The sequence below is a fragment of the Flavobacterium sp. YO64 genome, assembly GCF_004119505.1.
In the GTDB taxonomy this organism is placed as follows: domain Bacteria; phylum Bacteroidota; class Bacteroidia; order Flavobacteriales; family Flavobacteriaceae; genus Flavobacterium; species Flavobacterium oncorhynchi.
Map to the genome: position 1 here is coordinate 128,697 of NZ_NRQV01000009.1, position 21,153 is coordinate 149,849.

Annotated in this window: 17 protein-coding genes; 15 read left to right on the plus strand and 2 right to left on the minus strand. The window is 32.6% G+C overall.

Translation table 11 applies throughout. From position 1 onward, the window contains the following. Positions 1 to 11: 11 nt before the first annotated feature. The 3 genes from BOW57_RS08615 (at position 12) to BOW57_RS08625 (ending at position 2,618) form a co-directional block, all read left to right on the plus strand. The gene (locus tag BOW57_RS08615) at positions 12 to 521 is read left to right on the plus strand and encodes a GNAT family N-acetyltransferase (protein WP_129053779.1); all 510 of its coding nucleotides are present in this window, start codon (positions 12 to 14) and stop codon (positions 519 to 521) included. Between the two features lie 87 nt (positions 522 to 608). Further along, positions 609 to 1,175: a TetR/AcrR family transcriptional regulator gene (locus BOW57_RS20965; protein ID WP_129053780.1), complete on the plus strand. Its 567-nt coding sequence runs from the start codon at positions 609 to 611 to the stop codon at positions 1,173 to 1,175. Between the two features lie 39 nt (positions 1,176 to 1,214). After that, complete coding sequence (locus tag BOW57_RS08625; protein WP_129053781.1) at positions 1,215 to 2,618, plus strand: MFS transporter; 1,404 nt, start codon at positions 1,215 to 1,217, stop codon at positions 2,616 to 2,618. A 9-nt stretch (positions 2,619 to 2,627) separates the two neighbouring features. Here the strand turns inward: BOW57_RS08625 and BOW57_RS08630 are convergent, their stop codons facing one another. Further along, complete coding sequence (locus BOW57_RS08630; RefSeq protein ID WP_129053826.1) at positions 2,628 to 3,206, minus strand: pentapeptide repeat-containing protein; 579 nt, start codon at positions 3,204 to 3,206, stop codon at positions 2,628 to 2,630. A 158-nt stretch (positions 3,207 to 3,364) separates the two neighbouring features. Between BOW57_RS08630 and aspA the strand changes: the two genes are divergently transcribed. The 7 genes from aspA (at position 3,365) to BOW57_RS08665 (ending at position 11,118) form a co-directional block, all read left to right on the plus strand. Beyond that, positions 3,365 to 4,774, plus strand: coding sequence for an aspartate ammonia-lyase (aspA, locus tag BOW57_RS08635; RefSeq protein ID WP_089055792.1), 1,410 nt, complete (start codon positions 3,365 to 3,367; stop codon positions 4,772 to 4,774). Between the two features lie 154 nt (positions 4,775 to 4,928). Continuing rightward, positions 4,929 to 6,197, plus strand: a complete 1,269-nt coding sequence (locus BOW57_RS08640; RefSeq protein WP_241687419.1) for a BamA/TamA family outer membrane protein — start codon at positions 4,929 to 4,931, stop codon at positions 6,195 to 6,197. Positions 6,198 to 6,325: 128 nt separating this feature from the next. After that, positions 6,326 to 6,946, plus strand: a complete 621-nt coding sequence (locus BOW57_RS08645; protein WP_129053782.1) for an outer membrane beta-barrel protein — start codon at positions 6,326 to 6,328, stop codon at positions 6,944 to 6,946. A gap of 163 nt (positions 6,947 to 7,109) precedes the next feature. Further along, on the plus strand, positions 7,110 to 7,784 hold the full coding sequence (locus tag BOW57_RS08650; protein WP_089055789.1) for a response regulator transcription factor: 675 nt from the start codon (positions 7,110 to 7,112) through the stop codon (positions 7,782 to 7,784). A gap of 1 nt (position 7,785) precedes the next feature. Beyond that, the gene (locus tag BOW57_RS08655; RefSeq protein ID WP_089055788.1) at positions 7,786 to 9,189 is read left to right on the plus strand and encodes a HAMP domain-containing sensor histidine kinase; all 1,404 of its coding nucleotides are present in this window, start codon (positions 7,786 to 7,788) and stop codon (positions 9,187 to 9,189) included. A gap of 77 nt (positions 9,190 to 9,266) precedes the next feature. Beyond that, positions 9,267 to 9,989, plus strand: coding sequence for a hypothetical protein (locus tag BOW57_RS08660; protein ID WP_129053783.1), 723 nt, complete (start codon positions 9,267 to 9,269; stop codon positions 9,987 to 9,989). Positions 9,990 to 10,170: 181 nt separating this feature from the next. Then, positions 10,171 to 11,118, plus strand: a complete 948-nt coding sequence (locus tag BOW57_RS08665; protein WP_089055786.1) for a bestrophin family protein — start codon at positions 10,171 to 10,173, stop codon at positions 11,116 to 11,118. A gap of 71 nt (positions 11,119 to 11,189) precedes the next feature. Here the strand turns inward: BOW57_RS08665 and BOW57_RS08670 are convergent, their stop codons facing one another. Further along, positions 11,190 to 12,608: a PLP-dependent aminotransferase family protein gene (locus BOW57_RS08670; protein WP_129053784.1), complete on the minus strand. Its 1,419-nt coding sequence runs from the start codon at positions 12,606 to 12,608 to the stop codon at positions 11,190 to 11,192. A 101-nt stretch (positions 12,609 to 12,709) separates the two neighbouring features. Between BOW57_RS08670 and BOW57_RS08675 the strand changes: the two genes are divergently transcribed. The 5 genes from BOW57_RS08675 to BOW57_RS08695 all read left to right on the plus strand — a co-directional run bounded on the left by BOW57_RS08675 (position 12,710) and on the right by BOW57_RS08695 (position 21,141). Then, entirely contained in the window at positions 12,710 to 13,627 is a 918-nt protein-coding gene (locus BOW57_RS08675; protein ID WP_129053785.1) for an EamA family transporter, read from the plus strand. A 173-nt stretch (positions 13,628 to 13,800) separates the two neighbouring features. Further along, positions 13,801 to 16,062: an acyl-CoA dehydrogenase gene (locus BOW57_RS08680; protein ID WP_129053786.1), complete on the plus strand. Its 2,262-nt coding sequence runs from the start codon at positions 13,801 to 13,803 to the stop codon at positions 16,060 to 16,062. Positions 16,063 to 16,266: 204 nt separating this feature from the next. Continuing rightward, complete coding sequence (locus BOW57_RS08685; protein ID WP_129053787.1) at positions 16,267 to 17,910, plus strand: DUF6377 domain-containing protein; 1,644 nt, start codon at positions 16,267 to 16,269, stop codon at positions 17,908 to 17,910. Between the two features lie 206 nt (positions 17,911 to 18,116). Continuing rightward, positions 18,117 to 20,333, plus strand: a complete 2,217-nt coding sequence (locus BOW57_RS08690; RefSeq protein ID WP_129053788.1) for a glycoside hydrolase family 3 C-terminal domain-containing protein — start codon at positions 18,117 to 18,119, stop codon at positions 20,331 to 20,333. A 160-nt stretch (positions 20,334 to 20,493) separates the two neighbouring features. Further along, the gene (locus BOW57_RS08695) at positions 20,494 to 21,141 is read left to right on the plus strand and encodes a DUF1349 domain-containing protein (protein ID WP_129053789.1); all 648 of its coding nucleotides are present in this window, start codon (positions 20,494 to 20,496) and stop codon (positions 21,139 to 21,141) included. Positions 21,142 to 21,153: the final 12 nt, after the last annotated feature.

Below are 21,153 nucleotides of genomic sequence, written 5' to 3' on the forward strand. Positions count from 1 at the left end.
CAGAATATAATATGATTACAATTTCAGAAGCAGATGTAAATGATGTTAAAATAATTCAAGAAATCACAAACATCACCTGGCCAATTACATATGGAAGTATTTTATCTAAAACTCAGTTAGACTACATGTTAAAGCTTTTTTATTCAGATGAAGCTTTAAGTAAACAAATCGAGACTAAAGAACAATTGTTTTACTTGATTTTAGATTCAGGAGCCACTATAGGGTTCATCGGAATTGAGCATAATTATAAAAATGAAGCTGTAACCAAAATTCACAAAATATACCTTTTACCAGAAACTCAAGGAAAAGGTTACGGAAAAATAGTTTTTGATTTGATTGAAGAATTAGCTTTAAAGAATAATTCAACTGCGCTTTTATTAAATGTAAACCGTTTTAACACGGCATTGAATTTCTATAAAAAAGTTGGTTTCGACGTAAAAGAAGAAGTTGATATCGAAATTGGAAATGGTTATTTAATGGAGGATTATGTAATGAGAAAACCATTAAAGCTTCTTAGTTAACTAAATTCAAACTTGAATAAATTTTAATTTCGAGTAAAACATATAGATAGGTCTATCTATTTTATTATATCTTTGACAAAAAAATGAATGGAACAGAAAGTCAGTGTAAAAGAAAGAATACTTGAAACAGCTTCTCGTCTGTTTTATCATCAAGGTTATAAAAGTACAGGAATTAATCAGATTATCGCTGAAGCCGGTATCGCTATTGGCTCTCTTTACAAGCATTATCAATCCAAAAGCGACTTGTTGTACCATTATCTTGAACAACAAGAAATAGAGTATTTTAATGAACTTGACAGCTGTTTAAAAGAAGAGAAAGATCCTGTACAAAAACTGCTTAAACTGGTTGATTATCGTATTAAACTTCAGGAGGATTCTAGTTGTTCTGGATGCCATTTTATTAAAATAAATGCAGAAATTGGTCGAGAAGATAAAAGAGTTGAGCAATTTATTGCTGCACATAAAAAGCGTCAAAAAGATTATATTAATGTCTTGATTGATGAAATAAGTGCCGTAAAAAAACTTTCGCTAGAAAAAAGCGTCTTACAAAATATCGTCTTTTTAACTATAGAAGGAGCAGTAGTGTCAGCAACTATAAATGGAAATACTAATGAACTCCAAACTTTAAAAAATACCATTAAACAACTCTTCTAATTTTTTTTAATCTAAAATAGATAGATCGTTCTATATATTATGAAAAATACAAACCACATTTCATTGCTCGTATTGTTACTCGGACATTTACTAACTATACTAGACATATTTATTGTAAACATCGCGATTCCTTCAATTCAACGAGGGCTTGTCTCCAATAATGGAAAAATACAGCTGGTAGTTTCAATGTACATGGTTGGATTTGCTTCTTTTTTAATAATTGGCGGTAAAATAGGGGACTATTACGGGAGAAAGAAAATTTTTATTTTAGGAATGTTTCTATTTATGATTTGTTCTGCGGGATGTGGCTTTGCGGGAACAATTGACTATCTAATTTTACTAAGATTTTTTCAAGGAATAAGTGCGGCTTTAATGTCACCACAAGTTTTATCATATATACAAGTTCTTTTTATTGATCATAAGGAACGTACCTATGCGATGGGCTGGTACGGAATTGCAATAGGTATTGGCACTATGCTGGGGCAGTTTTTAGGAGGCTTCTTAGTAGAACTTAAGCCATTTTTAATTGACCATTCTTGGCGCTATATATTTCTCATAAACATTCCTATTTGTGCAGCAGGTCTATTGCTGGCGACTCGCTATCTTACTCAATCTAGGGATAATTCTTCTATGCAAATGGACTATTTGAGTGCTTTTATTTTATGTGGAGGACTTGCCCTATTAGTTTTTTCTTTAAGTAATGGAGGAGAACAAAACGGTTCTATTAAAGTTGGTTTGCCTTTATCTATTTTGTTTGTTTTTGCTTTTATTTTTAGACAGATAAGAAGAAAATCTAAAGGAAAAGAACCTTTATTAGATATGAAACTTTTCACCTATACAAACTTTAACATGGCAATTTTAACGTCAGCGTTTTTTACGTTAATGCTGGATGCCTATTTTTTTGTACTTGCGATTTTTCTTCAGGAGGGAATTCGACTGTCTCCGATGCATGCGGGATATTTTATTGTATTTCAAGGAAGCGGTTTTATTCTTGCTTCTTTTTTTTCTGCCAAATTAGTACTGCGTTATGGAAAATACGTATTGATATTTGGCGTACTGATACTTATGTTTGTGCTTATTCTACAACTTGTTCTTTTTTATTACCAAACAATTGATTTTAGAGGATATATAGTCATGTTTTTGCATGGCGCGGGTGTTGCTCTGGTTTTGCCTTCATTTGCTAATATCGCTCTCAAAAATTTGCCACAAAATCTTATCGGAAATGCTTCTGGTGTTTATTCCACATTGCAGCAGTTGTTTGGGGCTTTAGGAATTGCTCTTACTGGAAGTGTATTTTATTATTTAACAAAAGGAACTACAGATTTTCAGCATTTCTATAATGCTTTTTTCTATAGCATGCTTATTCATTTTTTTTGCTTAGCAAGTGTGTTAGTGATTTTATTGTATCTGCCAAAGTCAGTACTTCCTAAAAAAGCAGATTAATGTTACTCATTAACTCACAATTACATCATGTTTAAACAACAAACCTTTTAATTCTTTCAAAGCAAAAACGGCTTTTTTAAGTTTGGTTTTAGATGGATCAATAGTATAATTGTAACTCGTTTTAAAATCGGCTTTGTTGGCAATGGCTCTATCAAACTCAGAACGGTACAAATCGCAATTGTCAAAAATAACATTGGTTAAATCAGCGGCCATAAAATCGACTGCAATTAAACTGCAATTAATAAATGGTGTTCCCTTTATTTTTAAAGTATAGAATTTTGAAAAGTCCAAAACACAATCCGTAAAGCTGACTTCAAAAATTAGTTTGTCGCACATGGCGAAGTTTACTTCTTTAATTTCGCAGCGATTAAAAGATGCGGTTCTAAAAGCAACGTAGTTAATTTTGGCTTCGTTAAAAATGCAATCGTTAAAAACGCAGTCAATAAAAGTAACAGCAAGAAAAGTACAGGCAGAAAAGTTACAATTATTAAAAACGCAGCATTCAAAATCTTTAAAATTCAGATCGTCTTTAGCGTAAATAATCGTATTAAACTCTTTATCAAGAAAATATTCGCTTTCTTTTTTCAACTCTGTTTTGATAATTGTTTGAGAGTGAAAAGGTAATAATTTAGAATAAAATATTCTATGCAAATCGAAAATCATTTTGATTTCATTCACATTTTTAATGCATAATTTGATGTAGCTTTACATTTATTTTTAAGTTAAAAACATAGCAATTTTATTATATGGAATCAACAAGAAAGGAACATGATTTTCTGGGAGAGCTGGAAATTCCAAATCATTTATACTACGGAATCCAGACTTTTAGAGCGGTAGAGAATTTTAATATTACTGGAATTCCTATTTCTAAAGAGCCTTTGTTCATCAAAGCTTTAGGATATGTAAAAAAGGCCGCTGCTTTGGCAAACAAAGACTGCGGTGCATTAGATCCTAAAATTGCCGAAGCGATTTGTTATGGAAGTGATCAGGTAATTGCGGGGAAATTTAATGACGAATTTGTGAGTGATTTAATTCAAGGCGGTGCAGGGACATCTGTAAATATGAATGCAAATGAAGTGATTGCAAACATTGGACTTGAATATTTGGGACATAAAAAGGGCGAATACAACTTTTTGCATCCCAATAATCATGTAAATTGTTCACAGTCTACAAACGATGCTTACCCATCGGCATTTAGAATTGCATTGTATCTAAAAATGGAAAGTTTTATTAAAACGCTTTCTGGATTAGAGATCGCTTTTGCAAAAAAAGGTGAGGAATTTAAGGAAGTTCTAAAAATGGGGAGAACGCAGCTGCAAGACGCTGTGCCGATGACTTTAGGACAGGAATTTAAAGCTTATGCAACTACGATTGGCGAAGATATTCAGCGTTTAAGAAATGCTCAGGAACTATTATTAGAAATTAATATGGGAGCAACTGCAATTGGAACGAAAGTAAATGCACCTGAAGGTTATCCTGAAATTTGCGTGAAATATCTTGCTGAAGAAGTTGGAATTGCATTAACACTGTCTCCAGATTTAATTGAAGCAACTGTTGATACGGGAGCATACGTACAGATTATGGGAACTTTAAAACGTTCTGCAGTTAAGATTTCTAAAATCTGTAACGATTTAAGATTATTAAGCTCAGGGCCGAGAACTGGTTTAAACGAAATTAATCTGCCGGCACGTCAGCCAGGTTCGTCTATAATGCCTGGAAAAGTAAATCCTGTAATTCCAGAAGTGGTAAACCAAACCTGTTTTTATGTAATTGGTCAGGATTTAACGGTTACGATGGCCGCAGAAGCTGGACAATTGCAATTGAATGTTATGGAGCCTGTAATTGCTTTTGCAATGTTTACATCGCTTGATTATCTGTCAAATGCTATTCAGACTTTAATTGATAAATGTATTAACGGAATTACTGCAAATGTTGATCATTGTTATAATATGGTAATGAACAGCATTGGAATCGTAACACAATTGAATCCAATTATTGGCTACGAAGAAAGCGCAAGTATCGCTGGTGAAGCTTTGAAAACGAATAAAAGCGTACATCAAATTGCTGTTTTAGAAAGAAAGCTGATCACACAGGAAAAATGGGATGAAATTTATTCATTAGAAAATTTAATTCATCCAAAGTTTATTACGAAATAGTTAATTCTACATAATTAGTTAATAAGAACCGTCAATACAAATTGACGGTTTTTTTATACAATTAAACGCATTAAATTTTAGTAATGTGTTGAAAATAAGCTATATTTACATTAGGTTTGAATGTGGTTTTAGTAGAAATTAAAACTTTTAAAGAGTGAAATTCTTAGAAAATACTTATTTTGAACACATCCTGAAACTAGCATTCTTGCTTCTTTTTATGCCTTTACATTTAAATGCACAATCAGAGACAAACAATTCAGAAATATGCGCACCTAAAACTATTTTTGAGGTTTTTAAAAAGAAAGATTCCATTTATATCGTTAAACCTACTAAAAGCAATTTTTTTCTTGTAATTCCGGCAATTGGCTCACAACCAGCGACCGGATTTTTTTTTGGAGGAGTTGCGCAATACACTTTTAAAGGCAAACAAGAGGCTGATAAATATTCTGTCGCAAATCTTGGAATTATTTACACTTTGAAAAAGCAATGGATGATCAATGTGAAAAATAATATTTTGTTGAAGAATAACAGAATTTTTCTAAGCGGTGATTATCGTCTTTATATTTTTTCACAGCCTAATTATGGTCTAGGCACCGATATTATTCCGTCTCGACGCGATCGAGACCCAAGCTTTAGTATCGACTCGATTGCACAATCAATGGATTATAATTATTTTAAGTTTCATCAAACTGCTTCTTTTGAAGTAAGAAAAAATTTTTATGTGGGCGGAGGTGTAAATATTGATTGGTACACTAATATAAACGACAAAGAACTGGATGTGGCAAATGGAAATTTAACTTATCATTACAATTACAGCCAACAGCACGGATTTAATAATTTAGAATATTTTCTAACAGGAGTAAGTTTTAATATGGTTTACGATTCACGAGATAATCAAGTGAATTCTAACCGTGGCTGGTTCGCCAATGTTAATTATCGTTTTAATCCCGTTTTATTTGATAATCAACAATACAGTAATGTTTTGTATACAGAATTTAGACAGTTTATTCCGTTATCAAGTAAAAACGACCGTTATATTTTAGGAATTTGGGCTTACGGACAATTTGTTACACGAGGCAAAGTACCTTATTTAAATTTACCCGCAATTGGCTGGGATCAGCGCAGCAGGAGCGGAGAGGGGTATACACAAGGCTTATTTAGAGGAGATGGATTGATTTATCTCTCTACAGAACTTCGATTTCCTATTACTTGCAATCAAATGATAAGCGGTACTGTTTTTACCAATTTTGTAACAGCTAGTAATAATGATGCAAATACATCTCTTTTTCATGCAATTCAGCCTGCAGCTGGTATTGGATTAAGAATTCTAATTGATAAAAAAACGCGGACAAATTTAATTGTGGATTACGCATGGGGAAATAGTTCAAAAGGATTCTATTTGAATGCAGGCGAGACATTTTAAATTCGTAATCAAATGTATTTTAATGACTTAATGATTTACTAGTCATATTTTTTTTGTTAAAATTTGTTTAAAATTTAGAAGAAAAAACTTAAATTTGATTTCCCTATTAACTTTCAAAAACAAAATTTATGAAAAAGTACAGTTTATTTTTAGTTTTTTTCCTATTTGCAATAGGAATGAATGCACAAGATGCGAGGTCATTTTCTCTTAATTTGTATGGTGGTTACAATTTTTCTGACAGCATCGACTACGATGGTTATTCAGCAACAGTTGAAGATGGTTTTCAATATGGCGCTGGTTTTGAGTATTTTTTCTCAACAAACAATTCAGTGGAGTTAAAGTACTTAAGAGCTGATACTAAAATTCCATTTTATGGTCCAACAGGAAACCAAATCAATGCTGGAAACGATAAAGGAGCTTTTAATTTTATTCTTGCCGATTTTACTCATTATTTTGATACAGGTTCAAATCTTTTGCCTTATTTAGGCGCTGGAGCGGGAGTTGGTATTATTGAAACACCTCAGGGCGGAAGTGGTACTTATTTTGCTTGGGATATAAAAGGAGGGGTAAAGATTAAAACCGCTTCAACAGTCTCTGTAAATATTAATGCCTATTTACAATCTATGTCAGCAGCAGTTGGTCAGAGTTATTATTGGACATATTGGTATGGACCAGTTGCAGTTGACGATTATGTTTCTACTTTCCAGTTTGGCTTAGGAGCTGTATTGAGTTTTAATTTCAAAAACTAGTACTAAACAACCCTATTTTAGTATATAAAAAAGCAACTTATTGTAAGTTGCTTTTTTTTTGCATAAAATTTAAGCAAGAGTTCATAATAAAATCATAATTTATAACAGTTATGAATAGTATTTTTAATGGCAATCCCTATTTTTGTTGTTGATACAAATTAATATGAAACTACTTATAGTCGAAGACGAACCAAATCTTTTGTCGATTTTACGCAAAGGATTTGCAGAAAATAACAACGAAGTAAGTGTGGCACTTGATGGTAAAACTGCACTAGAAATGATTCACAACTATAATTTTGATGTTGTAATTCTAGATGTAATGCTGCCTGATATTAATGGAATTGAAATATGCAGAAGACTTCGCGCAAGTAAAAACTTTGTGCCTGTTTTGCTTTTAACAGCTTTAGGAACATCAGAAAATATCGTAACCGGACTTAATGCAGGAGCTGATGATTATTTGGTTAAACCATTTAAGTTTGGAGAACTTGATGCAAGAGTCAACGCTTTACATCGTAGAGCACATCAAGAAACAGATAAAATTGATGTTATTTCGGTAGGAGATTTAGAGATAAATGGACGTGCAAAAACAGTTAAAAGAGACGGTGAATCTATAATTTTGACTGCAAAAGAGTTTAAATTATTGTATTATTTAGGCAAAAATGCCGGTATGATTGTCTCTCGTGATCAGATTTTAGATAACGTTTGGGATATTAATTTTGATATGAACACTAATGTTGTAGATGTTTATATTACATATTTACGAAAAAAAGTAGACAAACCTTTTAAAACCAAACTCATTCATACGATGAAAGGACTAGGTTATGTGATAAAACCATAAAATGGATATAAGAAAAAAAATTACTTTAACTTATGTAGCGCTTTCAACTTTTAGTACCTTACTTTTAAGTGTACTTGTTTTTGTTTTGTTTAGAGAAAATAATCGTTATCATTTTTTGAAACGATTAGATGACAGAGCAAAAATTGTGTCTTCTATTCATTTTCAAAATGATCCTGAAAAGATAAAATATTATAGTAATTTAAAGAAAAACGGACTCGAAGAACTTATCGAGGAAGAAGAGTATGTGCTTAAAGTAAACAGCGCTAACAGCTTTGATTACAATACAGACTTAAATCTTCCAAATGAATTTTATTCTACCATATTAGAGACAGGAAGAAACTATTATGAAATAAACAGCAAATATTATTTAGGACAGATTTTTAAAGAAGGAAATCAAAAATACATAGTAATTGTTGGTGCACGAGATCGTCAAGGAAAAACAACTTCTATTTATATTGTAAAAATATTGATCGTAGGAGGTATTGCGTTTATGTTTTTGGCTTTCTTTTTAGGTCGTTTTTTAGCTAAACGAGTTATTAATCCTGTAGCAAGAATTATTAGAGAAGTAAACCGAATAAGTGCATCAAACCTGCACAATCGTCTTCCTGAAGTCAAGAATTCTGATGAGATTTCAGATCTTACAGAAACCTTTAATGATATGCTGGATCGTTTAGAAACCTCTTTTGAAATACAGGCCAATTTTATAAATAATGCTTCTCACGAATTAAAAACACCTATTACAACAATAATTGCCGAAGCAGAAATTATGCTTCTTAAAGAACGTGAGGTAAAAGAGTATGTACAATCTTTAGAAAATATTTACAGCCAAGCATCAAGATTAGGAAACTTAACCGAAAGTTTGCTTAAACTTACGCAAACCGGTTATGACGGTAAAAAACAAGTTTTAGATATTGCCAGAATAGACGAATTGCTATTAGATGTTAAATCAGATTTAGATAAAATTTTCCCTGATAACCGTGTAAGTATCAAGTTAAACTTTGCTCCAAAAGATTCAAGTTTACTGCTGCTGCCTTGTAATAAACCTCTTTTAGAGCTCGCTATTAATAATATTATTACCAACGGAGTAAAATATTCTGATAATAATGAGGTTTTTGTGGTACTTACTGTTAACCATGATTTTATTAAAATTTCTATTAATGATATCGGAATTGGAATTCCTCCTGAAGATATCCCTCATTTATATGAACCTTTCTTTAGAGGAAAAATTGCTGCCAAGTATATTGGTTACGGTTTAGGTCTTCCTTTAGCTTCAAAAATTATCCGTATGCATGATGGAGAAATTCAAGTGCAATCTGAGCAAAACAAAGGAACTATCGTTACTATAATCTTTAATAAATCAAAAATCAAAAAGAATAACATTAAAAATTCTAATGTTGAATCTTAGAAAAATCTAATTAGAGCTTAAGAACGATCTAATTTCCAAGGAGTTATTTTGTATGTATAAACTAAAAGAATATACTTATGAAAAATTTCCTTATACCTACTACATTAAAAGACGATACAATCAGCGCAGTAAATGCTGCTATTAATCAAGCAAAAGAATCGGAGTGCGAAATCATTCTAATAATGGTTTCTGACACTCCGGATACTTTTTCTGCTTCTCATTTTTTACGTGAAATGAGAACTGGACTTACAAGAAGCCAAGAAGAAGTTTTAGAAACTTGCCGATATATGATTGGTCATACGCAAAACTGCAAAATAAAAATCCACAATCAATACGGTCTTTCATCTCCAATTTTTAGAGGTATTATAGACAACTTTTCTGTTAAATTGGTCATCTTAACTCACTCTTATAAAAAAGAGACCAAACGTATCCATCAGTATTTAACTCAGCTGGCAGGAAACCAAAAATGCCCAATTCTGCACTTAGGAATTGAACAGCCTAAAAACGATTTCAACAAAGCACTTTATATCGAAAACGGTAAGGCAAATATGCATATTAAAGATGTTCAGCAATTTTTGAATGATAATTTCTCTTATGAAATTGTAAGCCAAACTTCAAAAATCGATGATAACTATGAAGATATGGCTCCATATTTAAATGAAGCAATTTCAAAATATGACATCGATTTGCTTGTAGAAACTCGTAAAGGTGAGAAAATCAAATTTAAGAAAACTAAAAAAGAGAGTATTAATGAGCGACTAGGACTTCCTGTTCTTTCGTTATACGAAGAATTGGTTTAAAGTTTTTAGTCCTTAGTAATTAGTAACTGTTCCTAATTTTAGCCGATAAAATGATCTAGATTTTAGAAATGTAAAACTTAAAGATGGAGTTTATAAATCTTAAGACTAATTACTAGCTACTTAGTACTAATCACTAAAAAAAATAAACAGCTCAAATATTAATTTAATTAAAACCGACGATATGTTATTAAAGAAAAGAATACCAATGAAGTACGTTCTCGGGAAAATTAAAGTAGAAATTGCCTTGGTATTGACTTATACCATACTATTTGAAATTTTTCATCACTATTTTATAAATCTTCCTGTAGATATTCCAATTGCGATTCCAACAATGATTGGAACGATTATTTCCTTATTATTAGCCTTTAAGTCTAATCAGGCTTATGATAGATGGTGGGAAGCAAGAATTGTTTGGGGAGCAATTGTAAACGACTCAAGAACCTTAATTCGTCAAGTATTGACGTTTTATAAAGATCCAGATTTTTCTGTTAAAGCGAGCGAATTCAAGGAGAATTTCGCCAAAAGACAGATTGCATGGTGTTATAGTTTAGGTCAAGCACTGCGAAACAAAGACGCCATAAAACCGCTTGAAGGTTTGGTAAGCGAAGAAGAACTTCGTTACATCAAGAACCATCAAAATATACCAAATGCCATTTTAATGCTGCATGCGCGAGATCTTAGAAATGCTAAAAACGAAAAGCGAATCAATATGTATCAACAAGTAGAAATTGATAATACATTGTCAAGATTATGCGATGAGATGGGTAAATGTGAGAGAATTAAAAATACTATTTTCCCAACTACTTACAGTATGTACATTAGATTGACGCTGTGTTTGTTTATTTTTCTGCTTCCATTTGGTTTAACAAGTGTGTTAAGCTGGTTTGCGATTCCGTTAATTACTGCAATTTCGGGAGCTTTCTTTTTAATAGAAAGAATGGCTATTCACTTGCAGGATCCATTTGAAAACAGACCTTCAGACACACCTGTAACAACTATTGCTAATACGATAGAAAGAAATATCAAACAAATGCTTAACGAGTATCAAAGTGAATTTGATATTATAAAAGAATTTGATTTAAAAGACGAACCAGTAAAAGTCGAGAAAGACGCTTATTTCGTTTTATAACAATTTTAATTTTGGTCTCTTAATTGTTGGCTGGACAGTATATTTTTTTAAGCTGTCCAGCTTTTTTTATATTATTTGCCAGCAAGTTTTCCTAGAGTTTGTATTGATTCTCTAAGTTCATTTGACCAAGGAAGACCAAAACTCAGGCGCATACAATTTGAAAATTGATCTTGAAAAGAGAAAATACGTCCTGGAGCAATACTAATATTGTGTTTCATAGCTAAATGATAAAATGCAGCCGTATCGATACTTTTATCAAGCTCAATCCACAGAAAAAAACCTCCTTGCGGCTGACTTACTTTTGTTCCTGCTGGAAAAGATTCTAAAACCGTATTTATATAATTATTACAATTACGATTCAAAATTTGACGGATTTTACGAAGATGATTCTCGTAACGTCCATTTTTTAGAAAATCTCCCACAACTTCGTGCGTAATTGTAGGCGAGGAGAGACTGTGGTAAATTTTATTTCGCAAAATTTGTTTTTTAAACTTTCCAGGTGAAACCCAGCCTACACGATAACCAGGAGCAAGCGTTTTTGAAACAGAACTGCAGCACAGCACAATACCGCTTTCGTCATACGTTTTACAGTTTGTAGGACGGCTGGAACCAAAGTACAAATCGCCATGAATATCATCTTCAATCAGCGGAATATTGTAAAATTCCATCAATCGAACTACTTCTATTTTATGTTCAGCCGGCATCATACTCCCGGATGGATTGCTAAAATTACTCATCAACAAACAAAGTTTTACTTTCTTTGAAGAAAGAGCCTTTTTCAAAGCTTCCAATTCTATACCTGTTGTCATATTTGTTGGCAGTTCCATAATATACAAACCCAATGATTTTGCCAATTGTAAAATTCCAAAATACGCTGGACTTTCAGTAATAATAGTATCTCCCGGTTTTGTCAAAGTCATTAAACAATGTGAGATTGCACTAGTGCATCCTGGCATTGTAATTATATCATGTTCATTCAAAGATCCGCCCCAAGTGTAGGACCAACGGGCTATTTCTTTTCTTAAATTTAAATTTCCTTGAACTTGTTCGTAGCTCGTTCCGCTGTTTGGAAGCTGTCGCATGGCTTGAACCATTCCTTTATTCAACTTAGCAATAGGAAGAAGCTCATTAGATGGAAATCCTAAAGAAAGCATCGTAATATTTTTGTCGGTCATATTACCATAAACCTGATCGATCAAATCTTCTCGATCAATGTTTTCACATTTTAAAATAGGACTGCTTGGTGATGGTTCAGGAATTGTTCTAGCCGAAATATTACTTACATAATAACCAGATTGAGGTCTTGATTCTATAAGTGATCTGCTCTCAACTTCGTAATAGGCTTTGCTTACAGTACTCATGCTGTAACCTGTTTCTGCACATACTTCTCTTATAGAAGGCAGTTTGTCACCCACGTTTAAAACACCAGATTTAATCTGTTTTTCAATACGATCAGCAAACTGTAAATACAAGTAATTCGAATCTTTCATAAAAAAAAACTGTTATGCTGCAATTTACAAAAACTGTATCTGTATTGCTGTATAATTTTTTAGAAATTTGTTTCATCAAAAAAAGTATAAATAATATCCAGATGAAAACAACAAAATACTACATCGCAGCCATTACATGTTTTGTAATCTGGGGATTTTTTAGTTTGGTTTTAAAGCCAATACATGAATATCCATCATTGGATATATTGTTTTATCGCGTTTTCAGCTGCAGTATTCTCATGCTTTTGATTGCTTTTACCTTTAGAAGAAAAAAAATAAAAGAAGCCATAGCTACTTTTAAAGCAATGCCGGTTTATGAAAAACGAAGAAGTATTTTATTAAATATTGGCGGAAGCGTTTTTTTAATGGCAAACTGGTTTACATTTATCTATGTAATGAATCATGTTAGTGTAAAAGCAACTTCATTAGCTTATTTAGTATGTCCAATTCTAACCACTTTATTGGCTTATTTTATTTTGCATGAAAAACTAAGTAAAACACAATGGATGGCTGTTGGTTTGAGTATTTCGGGCTGTCTGCTTTTATCTTATACTAATATTATGGATATGGTTTTCAGTATAATAATTGGCTTTACTTATGCTTCTTATTTAGTAAGTCAGCGTATAAATAAAGGTTTTGATAAATTTATAGTCTTAACTTTTCATATTACATTGGCGGCTTTATTTTTACTGCCTTTTTATCCTGCTTACAGCGGACAGGTTCCAACAGAATTTAAGTTTTATTTCTGTATCGAAACCATTGCTATTTTGTTTACGATCTTTCCGTTATTTCTTAATTTATACGCACTTTCAGGTATTAATTCTTCAACAGTTGGGATGCTTTTGAATATTAATCCTATGATCGCATTTCTTTTGGCGGCATTCTTTTATAAAGAGCCAATTGGATCTACTCAAATTATCGCATACGGAATTGTATTTCTTGCAGTATTGGTTTTTAATTCACATCATATTTTTGCCATAAAGCAAAAATTAATCCCAGTATCCAAAGGTTCTAAATAACAATCGTTTTTTATATTTTTTATTGGTTTAAAATATAAATTACCAGAATCTTAACAGGATGTTTGAACAGGAATGAGTATTTTTCATTCCTGTTTTTTTATGCAGTAAATTGAAAAATACCACTTCAGATCTTTATCGGAGTGGCAAAAAAACTATTTCCAAACCTATTCTCTATGAAAAATGCCAAACTTCAAGCCTTTATTCCATTGTTTTATTTAGTGTGGTCCGATGATCTTTTAACTCAAAAAGAATTTGTTACACTAAAAGAGTTTATAAAATCTCAAAAAAACCTTTCAGTTGAAGAGCAAGAATATCTTCTCTCAAAAGTTGATATTTCAAATCCGCCTTCGCGAAATGAACTCACACAATGGAAATCAGACATTGAAGCTAATATAAAAGACAAATCGTCGATAAAATCTATTTTTGATATTGCTGTAGCACTCTCAGAAAAAGACTTAGACATTTCGGCTTTAGAATCAGATTTTACAAAACTGGAAAATGATCTTGGAATTCTGGGAGAAGAAGTAATTCAGAATTTTAAGACAAAATCAGATTCATTAACCGCTAATTCTCAAACAACAAATAGTTTTGATATTCAACAATTAACATCAATTCTAAACGGTAAAGAAGCACCAATAATTAACAGAGTAAAATCAATAATTTCGAAACCCGAGTTTGCTTACGAAACTTCAACAGATATTAATATTTACCGCCAAACAGTATATAAATGGTGTAAAATTCTAGCAGAGGAAAACTTAGGAAATATGGCTTATCCAAAGCAATATGGCGGAGGAGAAAATATTGCAGATTATTTTGCTGTAATGGAGACATTAAGTTACCATGATTTGAGTTTGGTAATAAAATTTGGAGTTCAATTTGGACTTTGGGGAATGAGTGTACAATCTCTTGGAACAGAGAAACATTACGCCAAATATCTAAAAGATATTGGTTCTTTAAAGCTTCCCGGCTGTTTTGCCATGACCGAAACACATCATGGATCTAATGTTAAAGGACTGGAAACTACTGCAACTTACAATCATAACGATCAAACTTTTACAATTCATACGCCAAACAAAAATGCCCAAAAAGAATATATTGGCAACGCTGCTGTACATGGTCAAATGGCGACTGTTTTTGCAAAATTAATTATTGACGGCCATGATTATGGTGTAAATGCTTTTGTCGTTGGACTAAGAGACGCAAATGGAAATATTCTAAACGGAGTTACGATAGGTGATTGCGGTCATAAAATGGGCTTAAACGGAGTTGATAACGGAACAATAAGTTTTGATAATGTCGTAATTCCGAAAGAAAATATGCTCGATCGTTTTGCATCGGTAAACGATAAAGGAGAATTTGAAAGTCCGATTCCGAGTGATAACAGAAGGTTTTTTACGATGTTAGGAACTCTTGTCGGCGGAAGAATTGGGATTCCGCGTTCTGCATTATCAGCAGCAAAATCAGGATTAACAATTGCAATTCGATACAGTGACCAACGCCGACAGTTTGGCCCAGAAGGAGGATCAGAAGTTCCAATTTTAAATTATAGAATTCATCAGCGTCGTTTACTGCCGCATTTGGCAAAAACATATGCAGTACATTTTGCTCTGCAATATCTTACTAGTAGATTCTTGAATAGAACAGAAGCCGAAATGCAGGAAATAGAAGCATTGGCAGCGGGATTGAAATCATATTCGACTTGGAGTACAAGAGATATACTGCAGGAATGTCGTGAAGCTTGCGGTGGAAAAGGATATTTATCTGAAAATAGAATTGATGCTTTAAAAAATGACACTGAAATTTACACCACTTTTGAAGGTGATAATACTGTTTTAATGCAGTTAACGGCTAAAAATCGTTTATCTGAGTTTAGAAAGTCTTTTGGAGAAATGGGATCACTCGGAATTATAAATTATGTGTATGAAAATGCAAAAACCGCAATTACCGAAAAGAACCCAATTGCTACTCGCCGAACAGAAGACGAACATTTATTAGATGGAGAATTCCATTTGCAGGCTTTCATTCACAGAGAGAAAACAATTCTAGCATCAGCAGCTAAACGTATCAAAAGGCTAATTGATGACGGATTAGATACTTATGATGCTTTTAATGTAGTGCAGCATCAAATGATAGATGTATCTCAAGCTTACTTAGAAAGAGTAGTTCTAGAACAGTTTCAAATCGCAGTTAAAGCTGTAGAAGATTTAAAAACAAAAGAAATATTGACAAAATTAAGTCAGCTGTATGCACTTTCTCAATTAGAAAAAAACAAGGCTTGGTTTCTTGAAGATGGATATATGGAAGCAGTAAAAACAAAAGCCATTAGAAAAATGGTAAATCAATTATGCTGGGACATCCGCCCTGATGCGCTGGCGCTGGTTAATGCTTTTGATATTCCAGAAAGTTGTTTGTCTGCACCAATTTCTAAGTTATAGTATTTAAAAAGTACTTCAAAAGAGCTTTCAAACAAGTAAAAATTTAATAACAGCTGGTGTTCAAATTAAAAGCTCTAAACGTAATGACATTGCTCAAAGCCTCCGAACTTTGTTTCTCCTAGTTTGTTTAAATAAAATATTTAGGAACTAGACCAATGTGATTACTTTATTATATTTGTAATTCTATATTTACCTTAAATCAACTTGAAAAAATACGTACTGTTTTTATTCTTCATTCTTGTAAACGTTCCTGTATTTGCTGCAGACAGCATTGATGATATCTTAGCTAATCTAAACCGTGCTTTAGAAAACAAAGAGCATTATGTTAAACTAAAAGAAGAACGAATTTTAAACTTCAAAAAAATTAAATCAGACAGTTTAACAAAAGAGCAGGAGTACAACTACAACAAAACATTATACACAGAATATCAAAAATTCAATTCTGATTCAGCCATTTTCTACGTAAAAAAGAACTTAAAAATTGCCAACCAGCTTCAGAATAAAGATTTATTGCATTTGGCGCAATTACAGTTAGTAACACTTTATTCCTCCTCTGGAAAGTATCGTGAATCTGAAGCCATTTTAAGAAGTATTGACAAGAATAAATTATCAAAAAACTTACTTGCAAATTATTTCATTGCTTATCGCGAATTCTTTGAGCATTATGCTGCCAATAGTTATAGCATACATTACATTGAGCAAATACAAAAATACAGAGATTCGTTATTGACAATTTTAGACCCAAAATCAATAACCTATAAAATCAATAAAATTCAGCAAGATATTTATCGTAAAAAACTGGTAAGTTCCCAAAAAGAATTGCTGTTATTATTGAAAAACTCAAAAGAAGAAGAGCCTCAATATGCAATGATTACCTATTTACTGGGGAAAATTTATGAGAAAACACATCAAGTCGAATTACAGAAAAAATACTACGCGTTATCGGCCACCGCAGATATCAAAAATGTTAACAAAGACAATGCTTCAATTCAGGAACTAGCTTTAGTTTTTTATGAAACAGAAGATGTCGATATGGCCTATAAACTTACACAATCGGCCATTGAAGATGCGCTTTACTGCAATGTACAATTTCGCACCTTGCTAATGTCTGAAGTCTATTCGATTATCAATACCGTTTATTTAGAGAAAGAAGCAAAACGTAAAACCGAATTGCAGTTGTATTTATTATGTATAAGCTTATTATCGGCTTTTTTGATTGTGGCTGTGATTTATGTTTACAAACAAATGAAAAGAGTTTCTAAAATTCGGGGAGAATTGTATGAAACCAGTCAAAAATTAGCAGAATTAAATCAAGATATATCTGAAACCAACAAACAGCTTCAGGAACGTAACGCACAATTATCAGAATCAAACCATGTAAAAGAGGAGTATATTGCTCATTTTTTCAGCCTTTGTTCTACTTATATCAATAAATTAGAAAACTACCGAATCATTCTGAACAAGAAAGCGACAGCAAAACAGTTTGACGAAATTTATAAAATCCTAAAATCAACAACGCTGGTTGATAATGAACTTGAAGAACTGTACAAAAACTTTGATATTATTTTCTTGAATTTATATCCAACGTTTGTAAAAGATTTCAACGCACTTTTGATAAAGGAAGAACAGATCATTTTAAAGCAAGGAGAATTGTTAAATACTGAACTTCGCATTTTCGCATTAATTCGTCTCGGAATTACAGACAGCGTTAAGATTGCAGCATTTCTTCGTTATTCCTTAAGTACAATTTATAATTATCGAACAAGAGCTCGTAATAAGGCAGCAGTTTCGAGAAATGATTTTGAAGAAATGGTCATAAAAATTGGTTTAATTACGCAAAAAATATAGTTTTTGGTTTTAAAAGTACTACTTTTTTTGCCTCTCATTTTTATTTAATTATTTGCAAATCAATAATTTAATTTTTTAAATCACTACTTTTTTTCGTTTAAAAATCTAACACGAACTATAACGTTTTAGTTTTACAATATTATTAAATGGTACAAAATGGTTACTTGTATCTTTAAATAAATTGAATGCTTAAATAATTAATAGTTATGTTTAAAAACGTTAAAACAATCGTTGTTTTAGTTTTATTGAGTTCATTCGGATTGAATGCACAAAATAAAGTTCCTGTTTATCTAGATGATAAAAAGCCAATTAATGAGCGTGTAGAAGATGCACTTTCTCGAATGACAATCGACGAAAAAATTGCCATGATTCATGCACAGTCAAAATTCAGTTCTCCAGGCGTACCGAGATTAGGGATTCCAGAAAACTGGATGACAGACGGTCCTCACGGAATTCGTCCCGAAGTAAAATGGGATGAATGGGACCAAGCTGGCTGGACAAATGACTCTTGTATTGCATTTCCGGCTTTAACAGCACTTTCGGCAACATGGAATAAAGAATTGGCTCATTTATACGGTAAATCACTAGGAGAAGAGGCGCGTTACCGAAACAAAAATGTACTATTAGGACCGGGAGTAAATATTTACAGAAGCCCATTAAACGGTCGCAACTTTGAATACATGGGCGAAGACCCGTTTTTAGCTTCAAAAATGGTTGTTCCTTACATTAAAGGCGTACAATTAAACGGAGTAGCAGCTTGTGTAAAACATTTTGCTTTAAACAATCAAGAAACAAAACGTAATTCTGTTGACGTAATCGTAGATGATCGTGCTCTTTACGAAATATATCTGCCTGCTTTTAAAGCCGCAGTTCAAGAAGGTGACGTATGGTCAATTATGGGCGCTTATAATAAATATAAAGGACAACAATGCTGCCACAATGAATTTTTATTGAATGATATTCTTCGTGGCGAATGGGGCTTTAAAGGAGCTGTAGTTTCAGATTGGGGCGGCGTAAGCGATACAAAACAATCTATTCATAATGGTTTAGATATGGAATTTGGTTCTTGGACAAACGGACTTTCTTGGGGAACAAGTAATGCTTATGATAATTATTTCTTAGCGAAACCTTACTCAGAAATGATAAAAAAAGGTGAAGTTGGAACTAAAGAATTAGACGAAAAAGTACGTCGTGTTTTACGTTTATCTTTCTTAACGACAATGGATAGAAATCGTCCTTTTGGATCTTTTGGAACACCAGAACATGCAGAAGCCGGCCGTAAAATTGCCGAAGAAGCAATTGTTTTACTTCAGAACACAAACAACATTCTGCCAATTAATCTTTCTAAAACTAAGAAAATTGCAGTAATTGGTGAGAATGCAATTAAAATGATGACTGTTGGCGGTGGTAGTTCTTCACTTAAAGCAAAATATGAAATTACACCTCTTGAAGGTTTAAAGAAAAGAATTGGCAGTCAAGCTGAAATCGTATACGCTCGTGGTTATGTAGGAGATCCAACAAGCGATTATAATGGAGTTATAGCTAAAGTAAGTTTAGAAGACAAACGTTCTCCTGCAGAATTGACTGCAGAGGCATTAAAAGCGGCTAAAGATGCAGATATCGTTCTTTTCATTGGTGGTTTAAATAAAAGCGACAAACAAGATGCTGAAGGATTTGACCGTACAGAACTTGGGCTTCCGTATAATCAAGATAAATTAATTACTGATTTAGCGAAAGTAAATAAAAACATCGTTTTTGTAAATATATCTGGAAATGCAGTTGCAATGCCTTGGATTAAAGAAGTTCCTGGAATTGTACAAGGATGGTTTTTAGGAACAGAAGCAGGTACTGCTTTGGCTTCGATTCTAGTTGGTGATGCAAATCCATCAGGAAAGCTTTCTTTTACTTTTCCTGTAAAATTATCAGATAATGGTGCCCACGCTTTAGGAGAATTTCCGGGCGGAGATACTGTAAAATACAACGAAAGTATTTTTGTTGGTTACAGATGGGCAGATAAACAAAAAGCAAAACCATTATTCTCGTTTGGTCACGGTTTGAGTTACACCACTTTTGCATACGGAAAAGTTACTGCTGATAAAAAACAAATGACAACGGGAGATCAAATCACATTTTCGGTAAAAGTAAAAAATACAGGAAATAGAGAAGGAGCAGAAGTTGTACAGCTTTATATAAGCGATTTGAAATCTTCATTACCGCGCCCGATAAAAGAACTAAAAGGTTTTGAGAAAATCTCGCTAAAAGCTGGAGAAGAAAAAACGGTAACTTTTACGGTTGACAAAACGGCTTTAAGTTTCTTCGATGATAAAAAACATAACTGGGTTGCTGAGCCTGGAGATTTCGAAGCAATTATTGGAGCTTCTTCAACAGATATAAAATCTAAAGTGGGATTCTCACTTAAATAATTTCATTATTTCTAAATTGGTTGGTTAGTAAAGCTGCAAGTGTAAAAAGTTGCAGCTTTGCTTTTTAACTAAACTTATCTTTAAGATATTGAATCAATTAAGGATTGAACTTATTATCTTACAGCGTAAAAAAAAATACTTTATTATCTAAATAGTTATTATGAAAAAAGTTTTACTTGGGGCCATGACTTTGTTTTTAGCCCAAAATCTATCGGCACAAAGCTTAAACAAAATGCAATGGTTTAATGAACCTGAAAAATGGGAAATTAAAAACAATGCTTTAATTATGAATGTTACTGCAAACAGTGATTACTGGCGTATTTCTCATTATGGTTTTACGGTCGATGACGCACCTTTTTATTATGCTAATTACGGAGGAGAGTTTGAAGTAAAGGTAAAACTGACAGGGAATTATATTGCTCGTTTCGACCAAATGGGTCTTATGATTCGTGTTGATGAGAAAAATTATATTAAAACCGGAGTTGAATTTGTAGACGGTAAATTTAATATAAGCACCGTAGTTACGCACGACAAAAGCGATTGGAGTGTTACAACGCTAGAAAAAGCACCGCCTTTTATCTGGATAAAAGCAGTGAGAAGATTAGATGCCGTTGAAGTATTTTTCTCTTACGATGATAAAAATTATGTAATGACTAGAAATGCACCTTTGCAAGATAATACGCCTGTTATGGTTGGATTAATGGCCGCTTCTCCAGATGGAAAGGGTTTTGAAGCAAAATTTGAAAATTTTTCTGTAAAACATTTGCCGGATCAACGCAGGACAGAATGGCTTAAAAATCATCAGTAATTGAATAATTAT